Source organism: Streptomyces sp. NPDC090798 (assembly GCF_044768965.1).
In the GTDB taxonomy this organism is placed as follows: Bacteria; Actinomycetota; Actinomycetes; order Streptomycetales; family Streptomycetaceae; genus Streptomyces.
In genome coordinates, this window is record NZ_JBIVXA010000004.1 from 440907 (window position 1) to 458338 (window position 17432).

The following is a 17432-nucleotide window of genomic DNA, read 5'->3' on the forward strand; positions in this document are numbered from 1 at the left end:
GGGCGAACCGGCCGGTCAGAACGCGGGGCCGCTGACCTTCCAGATCCGGGTGGCGACCTGGAGGTTGAAGCGGCTGTCCACCTCGTCGAGCCGGCGGCCGCTGACCTCCCTGATGCGCTGCAAACGGTAGCGGAGCGTGCTGCGGTGCACGGCGAGGGCCCGCGCCGTCTCGTCGTAGTTGCCGCCGTGGTCGAAGTACCGGGTGAGGGTGTGCACCAGGTCGGTGCCGTGGGCGTCGTCGTAGTCGAGGAGCGCGCCGAGCCATTCGCGGACGAAGTCGGTGACGTCCCCCGCGTCCTTGTCCCGGGCCAGGATGCGGTAGAGGCCGAGTTCCTCGCAGGTCGTGGTGCCGTCCGCGGGGTCGGACTGGCGGCGTACGGCGAGCGCGCGGACGGCCTGGTCGAAGGAGCGCGGGATGTCCGCCACCGCCTCGCACAGGCTGCCGATGCCCACCGCGCCGTACGGGGAGCCCACTTCGTCGGCGAGGGCCTTGTACAGACCCGAGTCGCGCGGCTCGCCCCGGACCACGAGCACCGCCATGTCCCCTCGGCGGGCCAGCAGCGACCGCAGGCCCAGTCCCTGCGCGGCACGTCCCACCGCTCCCAGGAAGCGGTCGTCCGCGGCCGTTGCCCGCCACTGTGCGACCGTGACGTGGTGCGGTCCGCGCAGGTCGTGGCCGACGGCCTCGGCCCTGGCGTACGAGCCGCCGTCGTCCGCGCCGGTGAGCAGGTCGTCCACGAGTTCCCGGCGCAGGCGCAGTTCGGCCTCCGCCAGGCTGCGGCGGTGGGCCAGTTCCAGGGACAGTGCCGTGCACGCGTGTTCGAGGGCGAATATTTCGGACCCGCCCGCCGTGCCGTCGGGGTCGATGATCTCGATGCTGCCGAGGGGCTCCCCGTGGTGGCGGGCCAGTCCGATGAGGCGTCCCTCGTGGCGGATCGGACCGAGCTCGCGCATCGCGTCGTACATGAATTGCTCGCGCCGGAGCGGATCGGGCTTGGTGTCGGCCACGGGCGGGACCGGCCCCGCCCGGGCCAGGAGGTTTCCGAAGCGGTCCTCGACACGGGTGGCGAGGCCGGTCAGCTCGTACACGGCGGCGGCGATGCCGTGCTCCCCCTCGTCGGTGACGGAGGTCCGGGCGAGGACGTCGTGCACGGTGCGCTGCTCCTCCAGCTCCGCCACCAGCGCGGTGAGTCGTTCGTTGACCGCGTCCCGCTCCTCGATCGCGCGGAACAGCTGACGGGCGTACTCGCGGTCGCGGCGGCGGGCTTCGGCGTTGTAGAGCGCGGCGCCGGTCAGCTGAGCAAGGGCGTAGACGAGGAAGCGGTCCTCGTCGGGAGGCGGTTTCCCGGTGCTGACCAGCAGGTAGCCGAGCAGCCCGCCGGAGCTGCGTAGGCCCGCCGCCCAGCCCCAGCCGCCCTCCCGGAAGTGGACGGCGCCGTCCTCCCCTCCCAGTGCGGTCAGCTGTTCGACCGGGTCGGTCAGCTCGCGCGGTGCCCGGCCGCCAAGGGTTCGCGTGCTCGGCGTGGCCTCGAGCTCGAAGCGGCCGTCCCTGAGCATGGAGCAGCCCTCGGGCCGGCAGTCGAGGAGACGTGGCACCTCGTCCATGGCCAACTGGAGGATCTCGTCCACCGGACGGCCGTCGAGCATGGTCACGGCCAGCACGAACACGTCGTACAGGCTCGCCGACTGCTTGCGTCCCCAGCCGGTCAGGGCGGTGGTCGGCGCCCGGCTGCCGAGGCCGCGTGGGGCGATGCTCCGGTGCGCCGCACCGGTCGCGTCGTCGGCCGTGCCAGACATACCGCAATACTAGCTTTCGCTCCCTTTCACCGCTTCTTGCGCCGGGCACCCGTGGGGGTGGCGCGTGCCGCGTGGCCTCCTGCACTCCCAGGGGGAGAGGAGGGGCCGAATTTCGCCCCGCCGGGAGCAGGCGTCGTCCTTCGTCCCGTAACACCCTGGCAAGGACGGAACCCAACGACCCGTGTCCGCCCGCTGACGCCCGCGGACACGCGACCTCACCTGAAGACAACCGCCGCCACCGGAGACGGGCGGACACCGGGAGCGGCAGGCGAAGGAGTTCCTCATGGGCAAGGCAGTCGGAATCGACCTGGGCACCACCAACTCGGTGATCGCCGTGTGGGAGGGCGGTGAAGCGACCGTCATACCCAATGCCGAGGGCTCGCGCACCACGCCCTCCATCGTCGCCTTCACCGACAGCGGCGAACGGCTGGTGGGTCAGCTCGCCAGGCGCCAGGCGATCCTCAATCCCAAGGGCACCATCTACTCGGCCAAGCGGTTCATCGGCCGGCACTTCGACGAGATATCCGACGAGGCCAAGGCGGTGGCGTACGACGTCGTCGAGGGCGAGGGCGGAGTCGCGCGCTTCAAGGTACGCGACAAGCTGTACGCGCCTGAGGAGATCAGCGCGCTGGTGCTGCGCAAACTCGCCGACGACGCCGGCAAGCAGCTGGGCGAGAAGGTCACCGAGGCCGTCATCACCGTGCCCGCGTACTTCAACGACGCCCAGCGCCAGGCGACCAAGGACGCGGGGCGCATCGCGGGGCTCGAAGTACTGCGGATCATCAACGAGCCGACGGCGGCGGCGCTGGCGTACGGCATGGAGAAGAAGCAGCACGAGACGGTGCTCGTCTTCGACCTCGGTGGCGGCACCTTCGACGTGAGCATCCTGGACGTCGGTGACGGGGTCGTGGAAGTGCGCTCGACGGCGGGCGACAGCCACCTCGGCGGCGACGACTTCGACCGTCGTCTCGTCGACCTGCTCGCGGACGGCTTCCAGAAGGAGAACGGGATCGACCTGCGCAAGGACCCGCAGGCGCTGCAACGGCTGTTCGAAGCCGCGGAGAAGGCCAAGACGGAGCTGAGCTCGGTGACGCAGACGCAGGTCAGCCTGCCGTTCATCACCGCGGACGCCACCGGCCCCAAGCACCTGACCGAGACGATCATGCGGTCCACGTTCGACAAGATCACCGCCGACCTGGTCGAGCGGACCATGGAACCGGTCAAGCAGGCGATGGCCGACGCCAAGGCCAGCGCGAACGACATCGACGAGGTCATACTCGTGGGCGGCTCGACACGCATCCCGGCCGTGCAGAACCTGGTCCGCCGGCTCACCGGCGGCAAGGACCCGAACATGAGCGTCAACCCCGACGAGGTCGTGGCGCTGGGCGCGGCGATCCAGGCGGGCGTGCTCAAGGGAGAGGTCAAGGACGTCCTCCTGCTCGACGTGACGCCGCTGTCGCTGGGCGTGGAGACCCGCGGCGGTGTGATGACGAAGATCATCGACCGGAACACCACGATCCCGGTCCGCCGCTCGGAGACCTTCTCCACCGCAGAGGACAACCAGGAGGCCGTGGACGTCGTCGTCCTGCAGGGCGAGCGCGAGATGGCCGCCGACAACCGGGTACTCGGCCGCTTCCAGCTGAAGGACATCCGCCCGGCACCGCGCGGCGAGCCGCAGGTCGAGGTCATCTTCGACATCGACGCCAACGGGATCCTGAACGTCACAGCACGGGACAAGGACACCGGCAAGGAACAGACCATCACCATCAGCGAGGGCTCCAACCTCGACAAGGGCGAGGTCGAGCGGATGGTCCAGGAGGCCGAGCAGCACCGCGGCGAGGACCAGGCGCTGCGCGACGCCGTGGACGCCCGCAACGAACTGGACGCCGTGGCCTACCAGGTGGAGCGCCAACTGAACGAGCTGGGCGACGCGGTGCCCTCGCACGAGCGGGCCCGGGCGGACATGCTCGTCGCCGACGCCCGTGAGGCGGTCCAGCAGGAGGCGTCCCCGGACAAGGCCAGGCCGCTGACCTCCGAGCTCCAACAGGTGCTGGCATCGCTCGCCCAGTACCAGGCGGGCGCGGCCGCACAGGCCCAGGCCGGCGCCGGAACGGCAACCGGGACGGAGGACAGCGCGAGCGCCTCGGCAGCATCGAGCGACGACGTGATCGACGCGGAATTCGACAAGAGCTGAGGAGCGGTCATGGCCACCGAGCAGGAGCCGATGACGCCCCCGGAGCAGCCGGGCGAGACCCCCGCGTCCCCGCACGTGCCGGAGGCGGACGAACAGGCCGCCGCCCTCGACGAGCTGCGCGACCGCTGGCGCCGCGCGCTCGCCGACCTGGACAACCTCCGTAAGCGTCACGCGAAGGAACTCGAACGCGTGCGGGCCGAGGAGCGCGCCCGCACCGCGGCGGCCTGGCTGCCCGTCCTCGACAACCTGGAACGGGCGCTGGCCCACTCCGACTCCGACCCCTCCGCCGTGCTGAAGGGCGTCGAAGCCGTACGCGACCAGGCGGTCGAGGTACTGCGCGGCCTCGGGTATCCCCGGTACGAGGAGACCGGGGTGCCCTTCGATCCGACCCGGCACGAGGTCGTCGGCGTCGTGGACGCCCCCGACGCCGAGCCGAACACCGTGGCCCAGGTCGTGAGCCCGGGCTACGGGGCGGACGGGAAGCAGTTGCGCCCCGCCTTCGTCATGGTCAGCAAGCGGCAGGAGTGACGCCTCATGGCACGGGACTACTACGACGTGCTCGGGGTGACGCGCACCGCGAGCGCGGAGGAGATCCAGCAGGCCTTCCGCAAGCTGGCGCGCAAACACCACCCAGACGTCAACAAGGACCCGGGAGCCGAGGAGCGCTTCAAGGAGATCAACGACGCGTACAGCGTGCTGTCCGACCCCAAGACCCGGCAGCGCTACGACCGCTTCGGTGAGAACTTCCGGCAGATCCCGGAGGACTACGACGAGCGGGTGGCCGCGGGGGCGGGTGCCCGGGGCGGCTGGAGCGCGGGCGTCGGAGGGGCCCGAGGAGGCGGCGGCGGGGGCCGGGGGCGCTTCCGGACGGCCGACGGTGTCGACTTCGACGGCTCCGGCGTCGACTTCGAGGACCTGTTCGGCGGGATCTTCGGACGCGGCGGGGGCGCGGGCGGCGGCTGGGGTCCGGTGCCGGGCGCCGACCAGGAGGCCGAGCTCCAGCTCAGCGTCGAGGAGGCGTACCGGGGCGGCAAGCGCAGCATCACCCTGGGCGGCCCCAGTGGGCAGCGCACCTACGACGTCAACATCCCGCGCGGGGTGGTGGACGGGCAGCGCATCCGGCTGGCCGGAGAAGGCGGCAAGGGGAGCCCCGACGCCCCGTCGGGTGACCTGTATCTGCGGGTGCGGATCAAGCCCGACGGGCGGTTCCGGCTGGAGGGCCGCGACATCCACGTGGTCCTCCCGGTGACACCGTGGGAGGCGGCTCTCGGCGCGACCGTGCCGGTGCCCACCCCCGGCGGCACGGCCAAGGTCACCGTCCCCGCGGGCTCCTCCAGCGGCCGCCGGCTGCGGCTGCGCGGCGAGGGCATGCCCAACCCGCGCGGCGAGGACGGCAACCTGTACGCGGAGGTCCGCATCATGGTGCCGCCCGAGCTGACCGCCCGTGAGCGTGAACTCTTCGAGGAACTGGCCGCCGCGTCCGCCTTCGACCCGAGGAGGCCCCGATGACCACAGCCCCCCGTCCCGGCGGTGCGCACCGCCGTACCGCCACCCCGGTACCCCGGCCGACCCTGAACATCGTGGTCCGCGCCGCCCCGCTCGGACCGGCCCATCGGCTCGGTCTCGACGCCGTCGCCACCCGTTCCGGTCTCCATCCGGATCTCGTACGCCGGTTCGTCACCCTCGGCCTCGTCGACGCCACCCGGGACGCCACCGGGCGACTGTGGTTCGAGCCGTCCGCTCCCGCCACCCTCGCCCGCATCCAACGACTACGGGCCGCGCTCCCCCTCAACTACGCCTCCTTGGGTCTGGTGCTCGATCTGCTCGACCGGATCAATGAGTTGGAGGACGCTCTGAGGCGCAGCAACGCCGGCTCCAGGAGTGATGAATCGTGGATATGAACCGGCTCACCCAGAAGTCCCAGGAGGCGCTTCAGGAAGCGCAGACCCTCGCCGGCCGGCTGAACCACACCGAGGTCGACGGCGAGCATCTGCTCCTCGCCCTGCTCGACCAGCCGGACGGCCTGATACCGCGACTGCTCGACCAGTCGGGCGCCGACACCCGGGCCCTGCGCACCGCGCTGAACGCGGAGTTGGCCCGCCGGCCGAAGGTGACGGGCCCCGGTGCCACCCCCGGGCAGGTGTACGTCACCCAACGGCTGGCGAAGGTACTGGACTCGGCCGAGCAGGAGGCCAAGCGGCTCAAGGACGAGTACGTGTCCGTCGAGCACCTGGTGCTGGCACTCGCCGACGAGGGATCCCGCACGGCATCCGGCCGGCTGCTCAAGGACCACGGCGTCAGCAAGGACGGATTCCTGTCCGCGCTCACCCGGATCCGTGGCAACCAGCGCGTCACCTCGGCGACGCCCGAAGGGGCGTACGAGGCACTGGAGAAGTACGGCCGTGATCTGGTCGCCGCGGCACGCAGCGGCAGGATGGACCCGGTGATCGGCCGGGACGCGGAGATCCGCCGGGTCATCCAGATCCTGAGCCGCAAGACGAAGAACAACCCCGTCCTCATCGGTGACCCGGGAGTCGGCAAGACCGCCATCGTGGAAGGACTCGCCCAGCGCATCGTGCGGGGCGACGTACCCGAGGGGCTGCGCGACCGGACGATCTTCTCGCTCGACATGAGTTCGCTGGTGGCGGGCGCCAAGTACCGCGGCGAGTTCGAGGAACGGCTGCAGGCCGTACTGAGCGAGGTCAAGGCGGGCGAGGGGCGCATCCTGCTCTTCATCGACGAACTGCACACGGTCGTCGGCGCGGGCGGCGGTGCCGAGGGCGCGATGGACGCCGGGAACATGCTCAAGCCGATGCTCGCGCGCGGCGAGCTGCACATGATCGGCGCCACCACCCTCGACGAATACCGCAAGTACGTCGAGTCCGACGCGGCCCTCGAACGCCGCTTCCAGCAGGTGCAGGTGGACGAGCCGAGCGTCGAGGACACCGTCTCCATCCTGCGCGGACTGCGCGAGCGCCTGGAGGTCTTCCACGGTGTGAAGATCCAGGACACCGCGCTGGTCGCGGCGGCGACCCTCAGCCACCGCTACATCTCCGACCGGTTCCTGCCGGACAAGGCCATCGACCTGGTCGACGAGGCGTGCGCGCGGCTGCGTACCGAGATCGACTCCATGCCCGCCGAACTGGACGAGATCACCCGCCGGGTGACCCGTCTGGAGATCGAGGAGGCGGCGCTCGCCAAGGAGACCGACGCCGCCAGCAAGAAGCGACTTGAGGAACTGCGCCGCGAACTGGCCGACCTGCGTGCCGAATCCGACGCCATGCACGCCCAGTGGGAGGCCGAACGCCAGGCCATCCGCCGGGTGCAGGAGCTGCGCCAGGAACTGGAGCAGGTCCGGCAGGAGGCCGAGGAGGCCGAGCGCAGCTACGACCTCAACCGGGCCGCCGAACTGCGCTACGGCAGGCTCACCGAGCTCGAACGCCGCCTCGCGGCGGAGGAGGAGGCGCTGGCCGCCAAGCAGGGCGAGAACCGGCTGCTGCGCGAGGTCGTCACCGAGGACGAGATCGCGGAGATCGTCGCCGCCTGGACCGGCATCCCCGTCACCCGCCTCCAGGAGGGCGAGCGCGAGAAGCTGTTGCGCCTCGACGAGATCCTCACCGAGCGGGTGATCGGCCAGGACGAGGCGGTCAAGCTGGTCACCGACGCGATCATCCGGGCCCGCTCCGGGATCCGGGACCCGCGCCGGCCGATCGGCTCGTTCATCTTCCTCGGCCCCACCGGCGTCGGGAAGACCGAGCTGGCCAAGGCGCTCGCCGCGGCGCTCTTCGACTCCGAGGAGAGCATCGTCCGCCTGGACATGAGCGAGTACCAGGAACGGCACACCGTCAGCAGGCTGGTGGGAGCGCCTCCCGGATACGTCGGCTACGAGGAGGGCGGCCAGCTCACCGAGGCGGTGCGCCGCAAGCCGTACTCCGTGGTCCTGTTCGACGAGATCGAGAAGGCCCACCCCGACGTCTTCAACATCCTGCTGCAGGTGCTCGACGACGGCCGCATCACCGACTCCCAGGGCCGCACCGTCGACTTCCGCAACACCGTGATCATCATGACCTCCAACATCGGCTCGGCCCACCTGCTGGACGGGGTGACCGCCGACGGCGAGATCAAGCCCGACGCGCGGGCGCTGGTGATGAGCGATCTGCGGAGCCACTTCCGGCCGGAGTTCCTCAACCGCGTCGACGACATCGTGCTGTTCAAGCCGCTGGGCATGACCCAGATCGAGCGGATCGTGGAGCTGCAGTTCAACGACCTGCGCCGGCGGCTGGCCGAACGGCAGATCACCGTCGAGCTCACCGACACCGCCCGCGAACTCATCGCCCATCAGGGCTTCGACCCCGTGTACGGAGCCCGGCCGCTGCGCCGGTACATCTCGCACGAGGTCGAGACGATGGTCGGCCGGGCGCTGATCCGCGGTGACGTGCAGGACGGGTCGACGATCCGCGTCGACGCGCAGAACGGCGAACTCGTCGTCACCTATGGCGGACAGGCCGCACCGGACGTGCGGAAAGCCGCGTGAGTGCGGTGACCACGAGTACAAGCACGACCATGACGGTCGTCTGTGACCACTGCGGCCGCAAGAACCGGGTGCCGGCGGCGGCCGAGGGCACGCCGCGCTGCGGGAACTGCGCGTCCCCGCTCGCGTGGATCGCCGACGCCGGCGACGCGGACTTCGCGGAGGTCGCCGAGCAGGCGAAGCCGTACGTCGTCGTGGACCTGTGGGCCACCTGGTGCGGGCCCTGCCGGCTGGTCAGCCCCGCACTGGAGCAGGTCGCCCACGAGCTCGCCGGGCGGGTGAAGCTGGTCAAGGTCGACATCGACCAGAATCCGCGGCTCGCCCAGCGGTTCCAGGTACAGGCCGTGCCGACGCTGCTGCTGCTCGACAAGGGTGAGGTGATCGCACGCAGGACGGGAGCGGCACCCGCGCCGGCGCTGAGGCAGTGGCTGGAGGAGACCCTGGCCGCCCGTCGTCGAACCTGACCGCGCGAACGCGGGCACGGCCCCGGCAGGGTGAACCCCCACACTCGTCGCCCGCTGTCCGACGCCCGTGGGCCGGGCGCCCCGCTACTAGTCGGAGAAGACCCGCGCCTCCGCGTCCGAGGTGATCTCGGCCGGCGTGGGCGGGGCGTTCAACAGGGCGGTGATGCGTTCGGCGGCGGGGTCGCCCGTGCGGGGCCCGGCGGCACGGGCCGCGTCGACGTCGTACGAGGTCTGCCGCAGCTCGACGTCCGGCCCGAGCAGGGCCCAGAAGGCGGTGCCCGGCGGGCCCTCGTGGAAGGGGAGCCCGACGCTGCCCGGGTTGACGCTGCGCCGTCCGGCGACGGTGCGGTCGAACTGGAGGTGCGTGTGCCCGGTGACGATCACCGCCTCCTCGACGTCCGCGGCCAGTTCCGCGAAACGCTCGGCAGGCGTGGCGGGTGTGACCAACTCCGTGTCGCCGCGCGGCGATCCGTGGCAGAACCGCACGGGTCCCAGCCCGACGACGTCCACGACGACGCTGAAGGGGATCCCGGCGACGAACGCGACACTCGCGTCCGAGTGCTGCCGCGGCACCCAAGCCTCACGCACGGTACCGGGCCGACGGACCCCGCGGTGAATGTCCACGACGGCGCGCTCCCCGTTGCCCCGGACGAACAGGGCCCGCGGCAGCCCGGCCATCAGCTCCAGCGTACGGTCGGGTTCGGCGCCCCAGGTCAGGTCTCCGCACGAGACCACCAGATCGACGCCGGCCCCCTCGATCTCCGCCAGGACCGCGGTCAGCGCCGGCACGTTCGCATGGACGTCGGAAACGACCGCGACCCGTCGTATGGGACCGTAGCGGCGCGTCGGCCCCTCCCAGGCCCCGGGGCCGTACAAGGTCGTGTCCATGATTGACGGTAACCGCGGCGGCCGGTGCCGGACCGGCCGTTCCACCGAAACCGTCGGCACCGAACCGGTCAACGCCAGTCGGGAGCACCCGAGGCGGGCGACAGCAGGGACTCGATCTTCATCCGCGTCTCCCGCATGACGGCGACGATACGGGCCTCGTGGTCGCCGGTGAGCCGGGCCACCGGAACCGAGCAGCTGATCGCGTCGACGGCCGGGGTGTCGTAGCGCAGGGCGAAACCGAAGCCCGCGATGCCGGGCACCGTCTCCTCGCGGTCGATGGAGTAGCCGCGCTCCCGTACCTCCGCGAGGTCCGCGAGCAGGGTGGCCGACTCGGTGTGCGTGTTCTCCGTGAGAGCGGTCAACGGCTGCACCGAAAGCGACAGTTCGCCGTCGGGACGCTCGGCGAGCAGGGCCTTGCCGAGGGCACCGGCGTGGGCCGGGACCCGGCGGCCGACCCGGCTGAGGGTGCGTGCGTACTCGTGGGACTCGCGGGTCGCGAGATAGACGACGTCGGCGCCGTCGAGGCGCGCCAGGTGAATGGTCTCCCCCAGCGCGTCCGAGGCTTCGTCGAGGTAGGGGCGGACCACCCGTACGTGCCGGTCGCTGTCGAGATAGCTGGTACCCGTGAGCAGGGCACGGATCCCTATGCCGTACAGCGAACCGGTGGTGTCGGTGCGTACCCAGCCACGGTCGACGAGGGTCTGCAGCAACTGGTACATGCTGCTGCGCGGCACCCCCAGCTGCGCGGCGAGTTCGTCCAGCCGGGCCGGCCGGTCGCCCCGCCCGGCGAGCAGTTCCAGCAGCGCGACCGTGCGGGCCGCCGACTTCACTTCTCGGACACCACTGCTCTCCGGCATGGGGCTCATCGTAAATCCGCCGTGCCGCACCCATTGACCCCAGGCGTTCACGAATCTAGCCTCGATTTTCATACATAGACATCATCTGCATATGGGGACAGGGTTCATGACACGGTTCAGTGCGGCGACCGAGGGCGTGGCCAAGCGACTGCGGGACGGCATGGTGGGCGGGGTGCTGTCCTTCCCGCTCACAAGCTTCCGGGAGGACGGCGGTCTGGATCTGGCGGCGTACCGGGCCTATCTGACCGCCCAGTTGGACAGCGCGCCGGGCGCGGTGTTCCCCGCCTGCGGCACCGGGGAGTTCTTCTCGCTGGACGAGGACGAGTACCGCGCGATCGTCGGGGCCACGGTCGAGATCGCCGACGGACGGCTGCCGGTGGTCGCGGGCATCGGCTACGGCTGGGCACAGGCGCTGCGCTTCGCCCGGATCGCGGAGGAGGCGGGCGCGGACGCCGCGCTGGTACTCCCCCACTACCTGGTCGCGGCCCCGCAGGACGGGCTGGTGGAACAGCTGCGGCGGATCGCCTCCGGGACCTCTCTGCCGCTGATCGCCTACCAGCGCGGTCAGGTCGCCTTCACCGCCGACAGCCTGCGCCGGATCGCGGAGATCCCCACGGTCATCGGCCTCAAGGACGGACACAGCGACCTCGACCGCCTCCAGCGCCTCACGCTCGCGGCGCCCGACGGCTTCCTCTTCTTCAACGGCGCCTCCACCGCCGAGATCCAGGCCCGCGCCTACGCCACCGTGGGCGTCCCCGCCTACTCCTCGGCGGTCCACGCCTTCGCGCCCGAGATCGCGAACGCCTTCTTCGCCGCCCTGCGGGACGGCGACAACGCGCGGATGACCCAGCTCCTGCGCGACTTCTACGTCCCGCTCGTCGAGCTGCGCGACCGGGTCCCCGGCTATGCGGTGTCGCTGGTCAAGGCCGCCGCCCGGCTGCGCGGTCTGCCGGTCGGCCCGGTCCGCGCGCCGCTTACGGAGCCGGGGCGGGACGACCTCGGCGCGCTGGCGAAGGTGCTCGACGACGGTCTGAACGTGGTCGGGGCCGTACGGCGATCCGACTGACAGACGACGTCGTCTGTCACCTGTCATCTGTCATCCGTCACCTGTCATCCGAAATCCGTCATCTGTCATCTGTCATCTGTCATCTGTCATCTGTCATCTGTCATCTGCCACCCGTCGCCCGTCACCCGGTCCAACCAGTTCAAAGGGGAACTGAGACGTGCCGCTCCTCGTAGTCGGGATCAAGCTCAAACTGAACGGCTTCGCCGCTCTGCTGCTGGTGGCGGTCGGCGTCGGTCTGGTCCGTGGGATTCCGCTGGAGAAGATCCCGGACGTCCTCTCGGAAGGCATCGGCGGCCAGGTCGGCGACACGATGCTCACCATCGGGCTGGGTGCCATGGTCGGCCGTGTCATGGGGGATTCGGGCGCCGCCCAGCGCATCGCCGGCAAGCTCCTCGACGCCTTCGGCCCGCGCGGCGTCCAGGTCGCTGCTGTGGGTCGGGCTGCCGATGTCGATCGCCCTGTCGACCATGCACAGCTTCCTGCCGCCCCACCCCGGTCCCACCGCGGTGGCCGCGACCTTCCACGCGTCCGTCGGTCTCACGCTGTTCTACGGCCTGTTCATCGCCGTCCCGGTCGGCGCGCTCATCGCCCTGGTGTGGCCCCGGCTGCCGTTCATCAGGGCGATGAACCCCTCGATCCCCCAGGGCCTGGTCAGCGAGCGGGTCTTCGAGGACGAGGAGATGCCCGGGCTCGGCTGGTCACTGGGCGTGGCCCTGTTCCCCGTCGTGCTGATCGCCGGTGCCGCCGTGACCGACATGGCCACGTCCGGTTCGAGCCCGTTCCTGCACTTCGTCGCCTTCATCGGATCCGCGCCGATCGCACTGCTGCTGACCCTGCTGCTGGCGGTCTGGGCGTTCGGCCCGCGTATCGGCCGGAGCCTCGCGGAGGTCAGCGCCTCCTGCAACTCCGCCGCCCAGGCGATGGCCATGATCCTGCTGGTGATCGGGGCCGGCGGCGCCTTCAAGAACGTCCTCGTCGAGGGCGGGATATCCGACTACATCAAGGACCAGACACACGGCTGGTCCATCTCGCCGATCGTCCTCGCGTGGCTCATCGCGGTCATCCTCCGAGTGGCACTGGGCTCGGCGACGGTCGCCGTCGTCACAGCCTCCGGCGTGGTGCTGCCGCTTCTGGCGGGCAGCGGGGTACACCCCGAGATGATGGTGCTCGCCGTCTGCTGCGGTTCGATCGCCTTCTCCCACGTCAACGACCCCGGATTCTGGCTGTTCAAGGAGTACTTCGACCTTTCGGTCGTCGAGGCGATCAAGGTCCGCACCACGTACACCATCGTGCTGGCCGTCCTCGGTCTGGGCGGTGTCCTGGCGGTCGAGTGGGCCCTCGACGTCCTCAGCCTCTGACCGCGGCCCCCATCACCCCCGTTACCCAAGGACTTTGAGAAGCATGAGCAAGAGCCAGCCGACCGTCACCGCCTTCTCCGTCTACCCGGTCGCCGGCCGGGACTCCATGGAGCTGAATCTCTCCGGCGCGCACGGCCCCTACTTCACCCGCAATGTCGTCGTCCTGACGGACTCCGAGGGGCGTACGGGTCTCGGTGAGGTCCCCGGCGGGGAGAAGATCACGCGGACGCTGCGGGATGCCGAGTCCCTGGTCGTCGGAGCGACGGTCGGTGACTACAAGCGCGTCCTGCGCGAGATCGGTGACCGTTTCGCCGACCGCGACGCCGGTGGGCGCGGCGCCCAGACCTTCGATCTGCGGACCACCGTCCACGCCGTCACCGCGGTCGAGTCGGCGCTGCTCGACCTGCTGGGGCAGCACCTCGACGTACCCGTCGCGGCGCTCCTGGGCGACGGACAGCAGCGCGACTCCGTACGGGTCCTCGGCTATCTGTTCTACGTCGGTGACCCCGGTCGCACGGATCTGGAGTACGTCCGCGAACCCGACGCGGCCGAGGACTGGTACCGGATCCGGCACGAGGAGGCCCTGTCGCCGGAGACGATCGTCCGGCAGGCCGAGGCGGCCCACGACCTGTACGGCTTCCGGGACTTCAAGCTCAAGGGCGGTGTCCTCGCGGGCGCGGAGGAGGTCAAGGCCGTACGGGCGCTCAAGGACCGCTTCCCCGAGGCGCGGATCACCCTGGACCCGAACGGCGCGTGGTCACTGAGCGAGGCGGTCGAGCTGTGCACCCCCCTGGTGGGCACGCTCGCCTACGCCGAGGACCCGTGCGGAGCCGAGGGCGGCTACTCCGGTCGGGAGATCCTGGCCGAGTTCCGCCGCGCGACGGGCCTGCCGACCGCGACCAACATGATCGCCACCGACTGGCGACAGCTGACCCACGCCCTGGCCCTGCAGTCGGTGTCCATCCCGCTGGCCGACCCGCACTTCTGGACCATGCAGGGCTCGGTGCGTGTGGCGCAGCTGTCCAACGCGATGGGGCTGACCTGGGGTTGCCACTCGAACAACCACTTCGACATCTCGCTGGCGATGGTGACGCACTGCGGGGCCGCCGCTCCGGGCGCGTACAACGCCCTGGACACGCACTGGATCTGGCAGGAGGGCCTGGAGCGCCTCACCGTCGAACCGCCGCGCATCGTCGACGGCGAGATCGCCGTGCCGGACGCGCCCGGCCTCGGTGTCCGGCTCGACAGGGAGCGGCTGCTCGCGGCCCACGAGCTCTACCAGGAGAAGGCGTTGGGGGCGCGGGACGACGCCGTCGGGATGCGCTACCTGGTCCCCGGCTGGGAGTTCGACAGCAAGCGTCCGTGTCTGGTGCGTTGAGCCACCCTCGTTCCTCATTTCCGTCAGGTGGGACCGACTGTTGCCCATTCACCCTTCCGGGTGAGGACTTCGGCCTGACAGACTCCGGAGGGTGCGCGACTTCGACATGCTTGTCATCGGATCCGGCCCGGGTGGTCAGAAGGCCGCCATCGCCGCGGCCAAGCTCGGCCGCCGGGTCGCCGTTCTCGACCGCCCCGACATGGTCGGCGGGGTCTCCATCCATACCGGGACCATCCCCTCCAAGACCTTGCGCGAGGCGGTCCTCTATCTCACCGGCCTCACCCAGCGCGATATGTACGGCCAGAGTTACCGTCTCAAGGAGGACATCACCGTCGCCGACCTGACCGCGCGCACCCAGCACGTGGTCAGCCGCGAGGTCGACGTCATCCGCAGTCAACTGTCCCGCAACCACGTCTCCCTCTTCGCCGGCACCGGCCGCTTCGTGGACGACCACACGGTCGCTCTGGTCGAAGCGAACGGCAACGAAAAGCTGCTGACCGCCGAGCACATCGTGATCGCCACCGGCACCCGGCCGGCGCGGCCCGCGAGCGTCGCGTTCGACGGGCGCACGATCATGGACTCGGACAACGTTCTCAACCTGGAGCGGGTGCCGCGCTCCATGGTCATCGTCGGGGCCGGGGTGATCGGCATGGAGTACGCCTCCATGTTCGCGGCGCTCGGCAGCAAGATCACGGTGGTGGAGAAGCGGGCCGGGATGCTCGACTTCTGCGATGTCGAGGTGATCGAGTCGCTCAAGTACCACCTGCGGGACCTCGCCGTCACCTTCCGCTTCGGGGAGACGGTCGCCGCGGTCGAGCATCATCCCGGGGGCACCCTCACCGTCCTGGAGAGCGGCAAGAAGATCCCCGCGGACACCGTGATGTACTCCGCGGGCCGGCAGGGTCTCACCGACGAACTCGACCTGGACAAGGCGGGGTTGTCGGCCGACCCGCGCGGCCGCATCAAGGTCGACGAGAACTACCGCACCGAGGTGCCGCACATCTACGCGGTGGGCGACGTCATCGGTTTCCCGGCGCTGGCGGCGACCTCGATGGAGCAGGGCCGTACAGCCGCGTACCACGCCTTCGGCGAGCCGGTGCACCCGATGCACGACCTCCAGCCGATCGGCATCTACACCATCCCGGAGATCAGCTTCATCGGGCGCACCGAGGACCAACTCACGGAGGAGTGCGTGCCCTTCGAGGTCGGCATCTCCCGCTACCGCGAACTGGCCCGGGGCCAGATCATCGGCGACTCGCACGGCATGCTCAAGCTCCTGGTCTCCCCGGACGACCGCAAGCTGCTCGGCGTGCACTGCTTCGGCACCGGGGCCACCGAGCTGATCCATATCGGGCAGTCCGTGATGGGCTGTGGCGGCACGGTCGACTACCTCGTCGACGCGGTGTTCAACTACCCCACGCTGGCCGAGTCGTACAAGGTCGCCGCCCTGGACGCCACCAACAAGATCCGCCAGATAGACCGCCTCAGGGACTGACCACCGCCAGGGCCCGGCGAGGCCCGTATCGAGGTCCGGCACGGGCGAGGCCCGGGATGCCTTGTGAGGCACCCCGGGCCCGCTCACGCCGAGGTCATCCCCTCGCGCCGATCGCCTCGACGGGCCGGATCCTCAGCAGCAACCGTGTCGGCAGCATCGAGCCCCTCGGCCGCGAGGTCCTCGTGTCGATGGCGGTGAGCGGCACCCCCATCCCGGCCGCACCCGGCCTCGGCTGCCTGGCGATCGCCGGCGCGACGGCGGGCGCGATCGCGACCGCCCATGCCAGCGAGGGGTTCCGGTCACGGTCTGGTCGGTATGCGGGAACGGATCGGCGCCGTGGGCGGCTCCTTGCACACCGGTAACCGCCCGGGCGGCGGTTACCGCGTCAAGGACGATCCCGCCGACTCCCTGGTGGGTGCCATCCGTACGGTGGCCGACGGTGAGGCCGTGTCACCTATCATCCGAAATCCGTCATCTGTCATGCTCTCCACGCGCGTCACCCACCGGCTGCTGGACCGCTTCGCCCACCTCGGCGCGCCCACGACGCCGACCGTGCCGATGAAGCTCGACGCCCTGACCGGGCACGAACTCGACGTGTGCGCGCCCGCGTGATCACCGATCGCGGGCACGGGAGCGCCGCGGTCAGTGTGGGCTGTGCCGGTCCGCCGTCACGCGCAGGTACTCGATACCGGTGTCGAGCGCGGCCTTCAGGTGGGTCGAGTCGCCCGTGGACATCATGACCGACACACCTCCCTGGACTCCGGCCAGCAGTGCGGCGGCCGTCGTGTCGACGTCGAGGGTGGGCGACACCAGGCCACGCGCCCGGAGCGCGCGCATGCCCTGGGCGAGTTGCTCCTGCCACTGACGCATCAGCTCGGCCACGATGGCCCGTGCGCCCGGCCGGGCTCGCCCGACCTGGAGGAACAGGGAACCCAACGGGCACTGCTCACCCTGGCGTTCATAGCGCTCCACGACCGCGTCCCGCCACTGGTACCAGGACTCCCAGGAGTCCAGACGTCCCAGATGCGGCTGCTGGTCCTCCAGGACGCGGTCCGCCTCGAACTGCGCCACCGCCAGCAATAGCTCGTCCTTGCCTTCGGGGAAGTAGTGAAAGAGCTGGCTCTTGCTCGTGCCGGTCCGGGCGCGGATGTCGTCGAGCGTGGTGAAGGCGACCCCCCTTTCGCGGAGCACCCCGGCGGCACCCTCGATGATGCGGGCCCGCGTGGCCCGGCCTTTCGCGGTCGGCGCATGCGACATGGCGCGCTCCCTCCATCCCTGGACCGGCGTGCTGGACCGCCACACCCGACCGACTTACTGGACTAAAGGGTCCATTTTACGTGTTCCAGGGGCTCCAGACTGGACTTGCTGGTCCATTTTCGCCGATGCACAGTGGATCGCGCGGTT

General features: G+C 70.4%; 13 protein-coding genes and 2 pseudogenes. 11 read left to right on the forward strand and 4 right to left on the reverse strand.

Annotated elements, in window-relative coordinates; translation table 11 throughout:
* Positions 1-15 precede the first annotated feature (15 nt).
* Positions 16-1797: a PucR family transcriptional regulator gene (locus tag ACIQTP_RS12135; protein WP_403398917.1), complete on the reverse strand. Its 1782-nt coding sequence runs from the start codon at positions 1795-1797 to the stop codon at positions 16-18.
* Between the two features lie 283 nt (positions 1798-2080).
* Here ACIQTP_RS12135 and dnaK point away from each other — a divergent pair, with 283 nt between their 5' ends.
* From dnaK to trxA, 6 genes are read left to right on the forward strand one after another with little or no spacing between them, the layout of a single operon-like run.
* On the forward strand, positions 2081-3991 hold the full coding sequence (gene dnaK, locus ACIQTP_RS12140; protein ID WP_403398920.1) for a molecular chaperone DnaK: 1911 nt from the start codon (positions 2081-2083) through the stop codon (positions 3989-3991).
* Positions 3992-4000: 9 nt separating this feature from the next.
* Entirely contained in the window at positions 4001-4519 is a 519-nt protein-coding gene (locus ACIQTP_RS12145) for a nucleotide exchange factor GrpE (RefSeq protein ID WP_402046986.1), read from the forward strand.
* A gap of 6 nt (positions 4520-4525) precedes the next feature.
* Positions 4526-5500: a DnaJ C-terminal domain-containing protein gene (locus ACIQTP_RS12150; protein ID WP_403398923.1), complete on the forward strand. Its 975-nt coding sequence runs from the start codon at positions 4526-4528 to the stop codon at positions 5498-5500.
* Positions 5497-5892: a chaperone modulator CbpM gene (locus tag ACIQTP_RS12155; RefSeq protein ID WP_403398926.1), complete on the forward strand. Its 396-nt coding sequence runs from the start codon at positions 5497-5499 to the stop codon at positions 5890-5892. The genes ACIQTP_RS12150 and ACIQTP_RS12155 overlap by 4 nt, the downstream gene beginning before the upstream one ends.
* The gene (gene clpB / locus ACIQTP_RS12160; protein WP_403398928.1) at positions 5883-8525 is read left to right on the forward strand and encodes an ATP-dependent chaperone ClpB; all 2643 of its coding nucleotides are present in this window, start codon (positions 5883-5885) and stop codon (positions 8523-8525) included. The genes ACIQTP_RS12155 and clpB overlap by 10 nt, the downstream gene beginning before the upstream one ends.
* Before the next feature lie 29 nt (positions 8526-8554).
* Complete coding sequence (gene trxA / locus ACIQTP_RS12165; RefSeq protein ID WP_403398930.1) at positions 8555-8986, forward strand: thioredoxin; 432 nt, start codon at positions 8555-8557, stop codon at positions 8984-8986.
* A gap of 87 nt (positions 8987-9073) precedes the next feature.
* Here trxA and ACIQTP_RS12170 read toward each other — a convergent pair whose 3' ends face one another.
* Together ACIQTP_RS12170 and ACIQTP_RS12175 are read right to left on the reverse strand one after the other, a co-directional pair.
* On the reverse strand, positions 9074-9874 hold the full coding sequence (locus ACIQTP_RS12170; protein WP_403398932.1) for a metallophosphoesterase family protein: 801 nt from the start codon (positions 9872-9874) through the stop codon (positions 9074-9076).
* 68 nt (positions 9875-9942) lie between these two features.
* On the reverse strand, positions 9943-10731 hold the full coding sequence (locus ACIQTP_RS12175) for an IclR family transcriptional regulator (RefSeq protein ID WP_403398935.1): 789 nt from the start codon (positions 10729-10731) through the stop codon (positions 9943-9945).
* Positions 10732-10837: 106 nt separating this feature from the next.
* Here ACIQTP_RS12175 and ACIQTP_RS12180 point away from each other — a divergent pair, with 106 nt between their 5' ends.
* From ACIQTP_RS12180 to ACIQTP_RS12200, 5 genes and pseudogenes are all read left to right on the forward strand, one after another.
* Positions 10838-11797, forward strand: coding sequence for a 5-dehydro-4-deoxyglucarate dehydratase (locus ACIQTP_RS12180; protein WP_403398937.1), 960 nt, complete (start codon positions 10838-10840; stop codon positions 11795-11797).
* 217 nt (positions 11798-12014) lie between these two features.
* Positions 12015-13155: pseudogene (locus ACIQTP_RS12185) on the forward strand (gluconate:H+ symporter).
* A 43-nt stretch (positions 13156-13198) separates the two neighbouring features.
* On the forward strand, positions 13199-14533 hold the full coding sequence (locus tag ACIQTP_RS12190) for an enolase C-terminal domain-like protein (protein WP_403398939.1): 1335 nt from the start codon (positions 13199-13201) through the stop codon (positions 14531-14533).
* A gap of 91 nt (positions 14534-14624) precedes the next feature.
* Positions 14625-16028 (forward strand): Si-specific NAD(P)(+) transhydrogenase, encoded by a 1404-nt coding sequence (gene sthA / locus ACIQTP_RS12195; RefSeq protein ID WP_060900162.1) that lies wholly within the window; start codon positions 14625-14627, stop codon positions 16026-16028.
* Positions 16029-16304: 276 nt separating this feature from the next.
* Positions 16305-16415: pseudogene (locus ACIQTP_RS12200) on the forward strand (ATP-binding protein); the annotation flags it as partial.
* 255 nt (positions 16416-16670) lie between these two features.
* Here the strand turns inward: ACIQTP_RS12200 and ACIQTP_RS12205 are convergent.
* Positions 16671-17285 (reverse strand): TetR/AcrR family transcriptional regulator, encoded by a 615-nt coding sequence (locus ACIQTP_RS12205; protein ID WP_403398942.1) that lies wholly within the window; start codon positions 17283-17285, stop codon positions 16671-16673.
* Positions 17286-17432 lie beyond the last annotated feature (147 nt).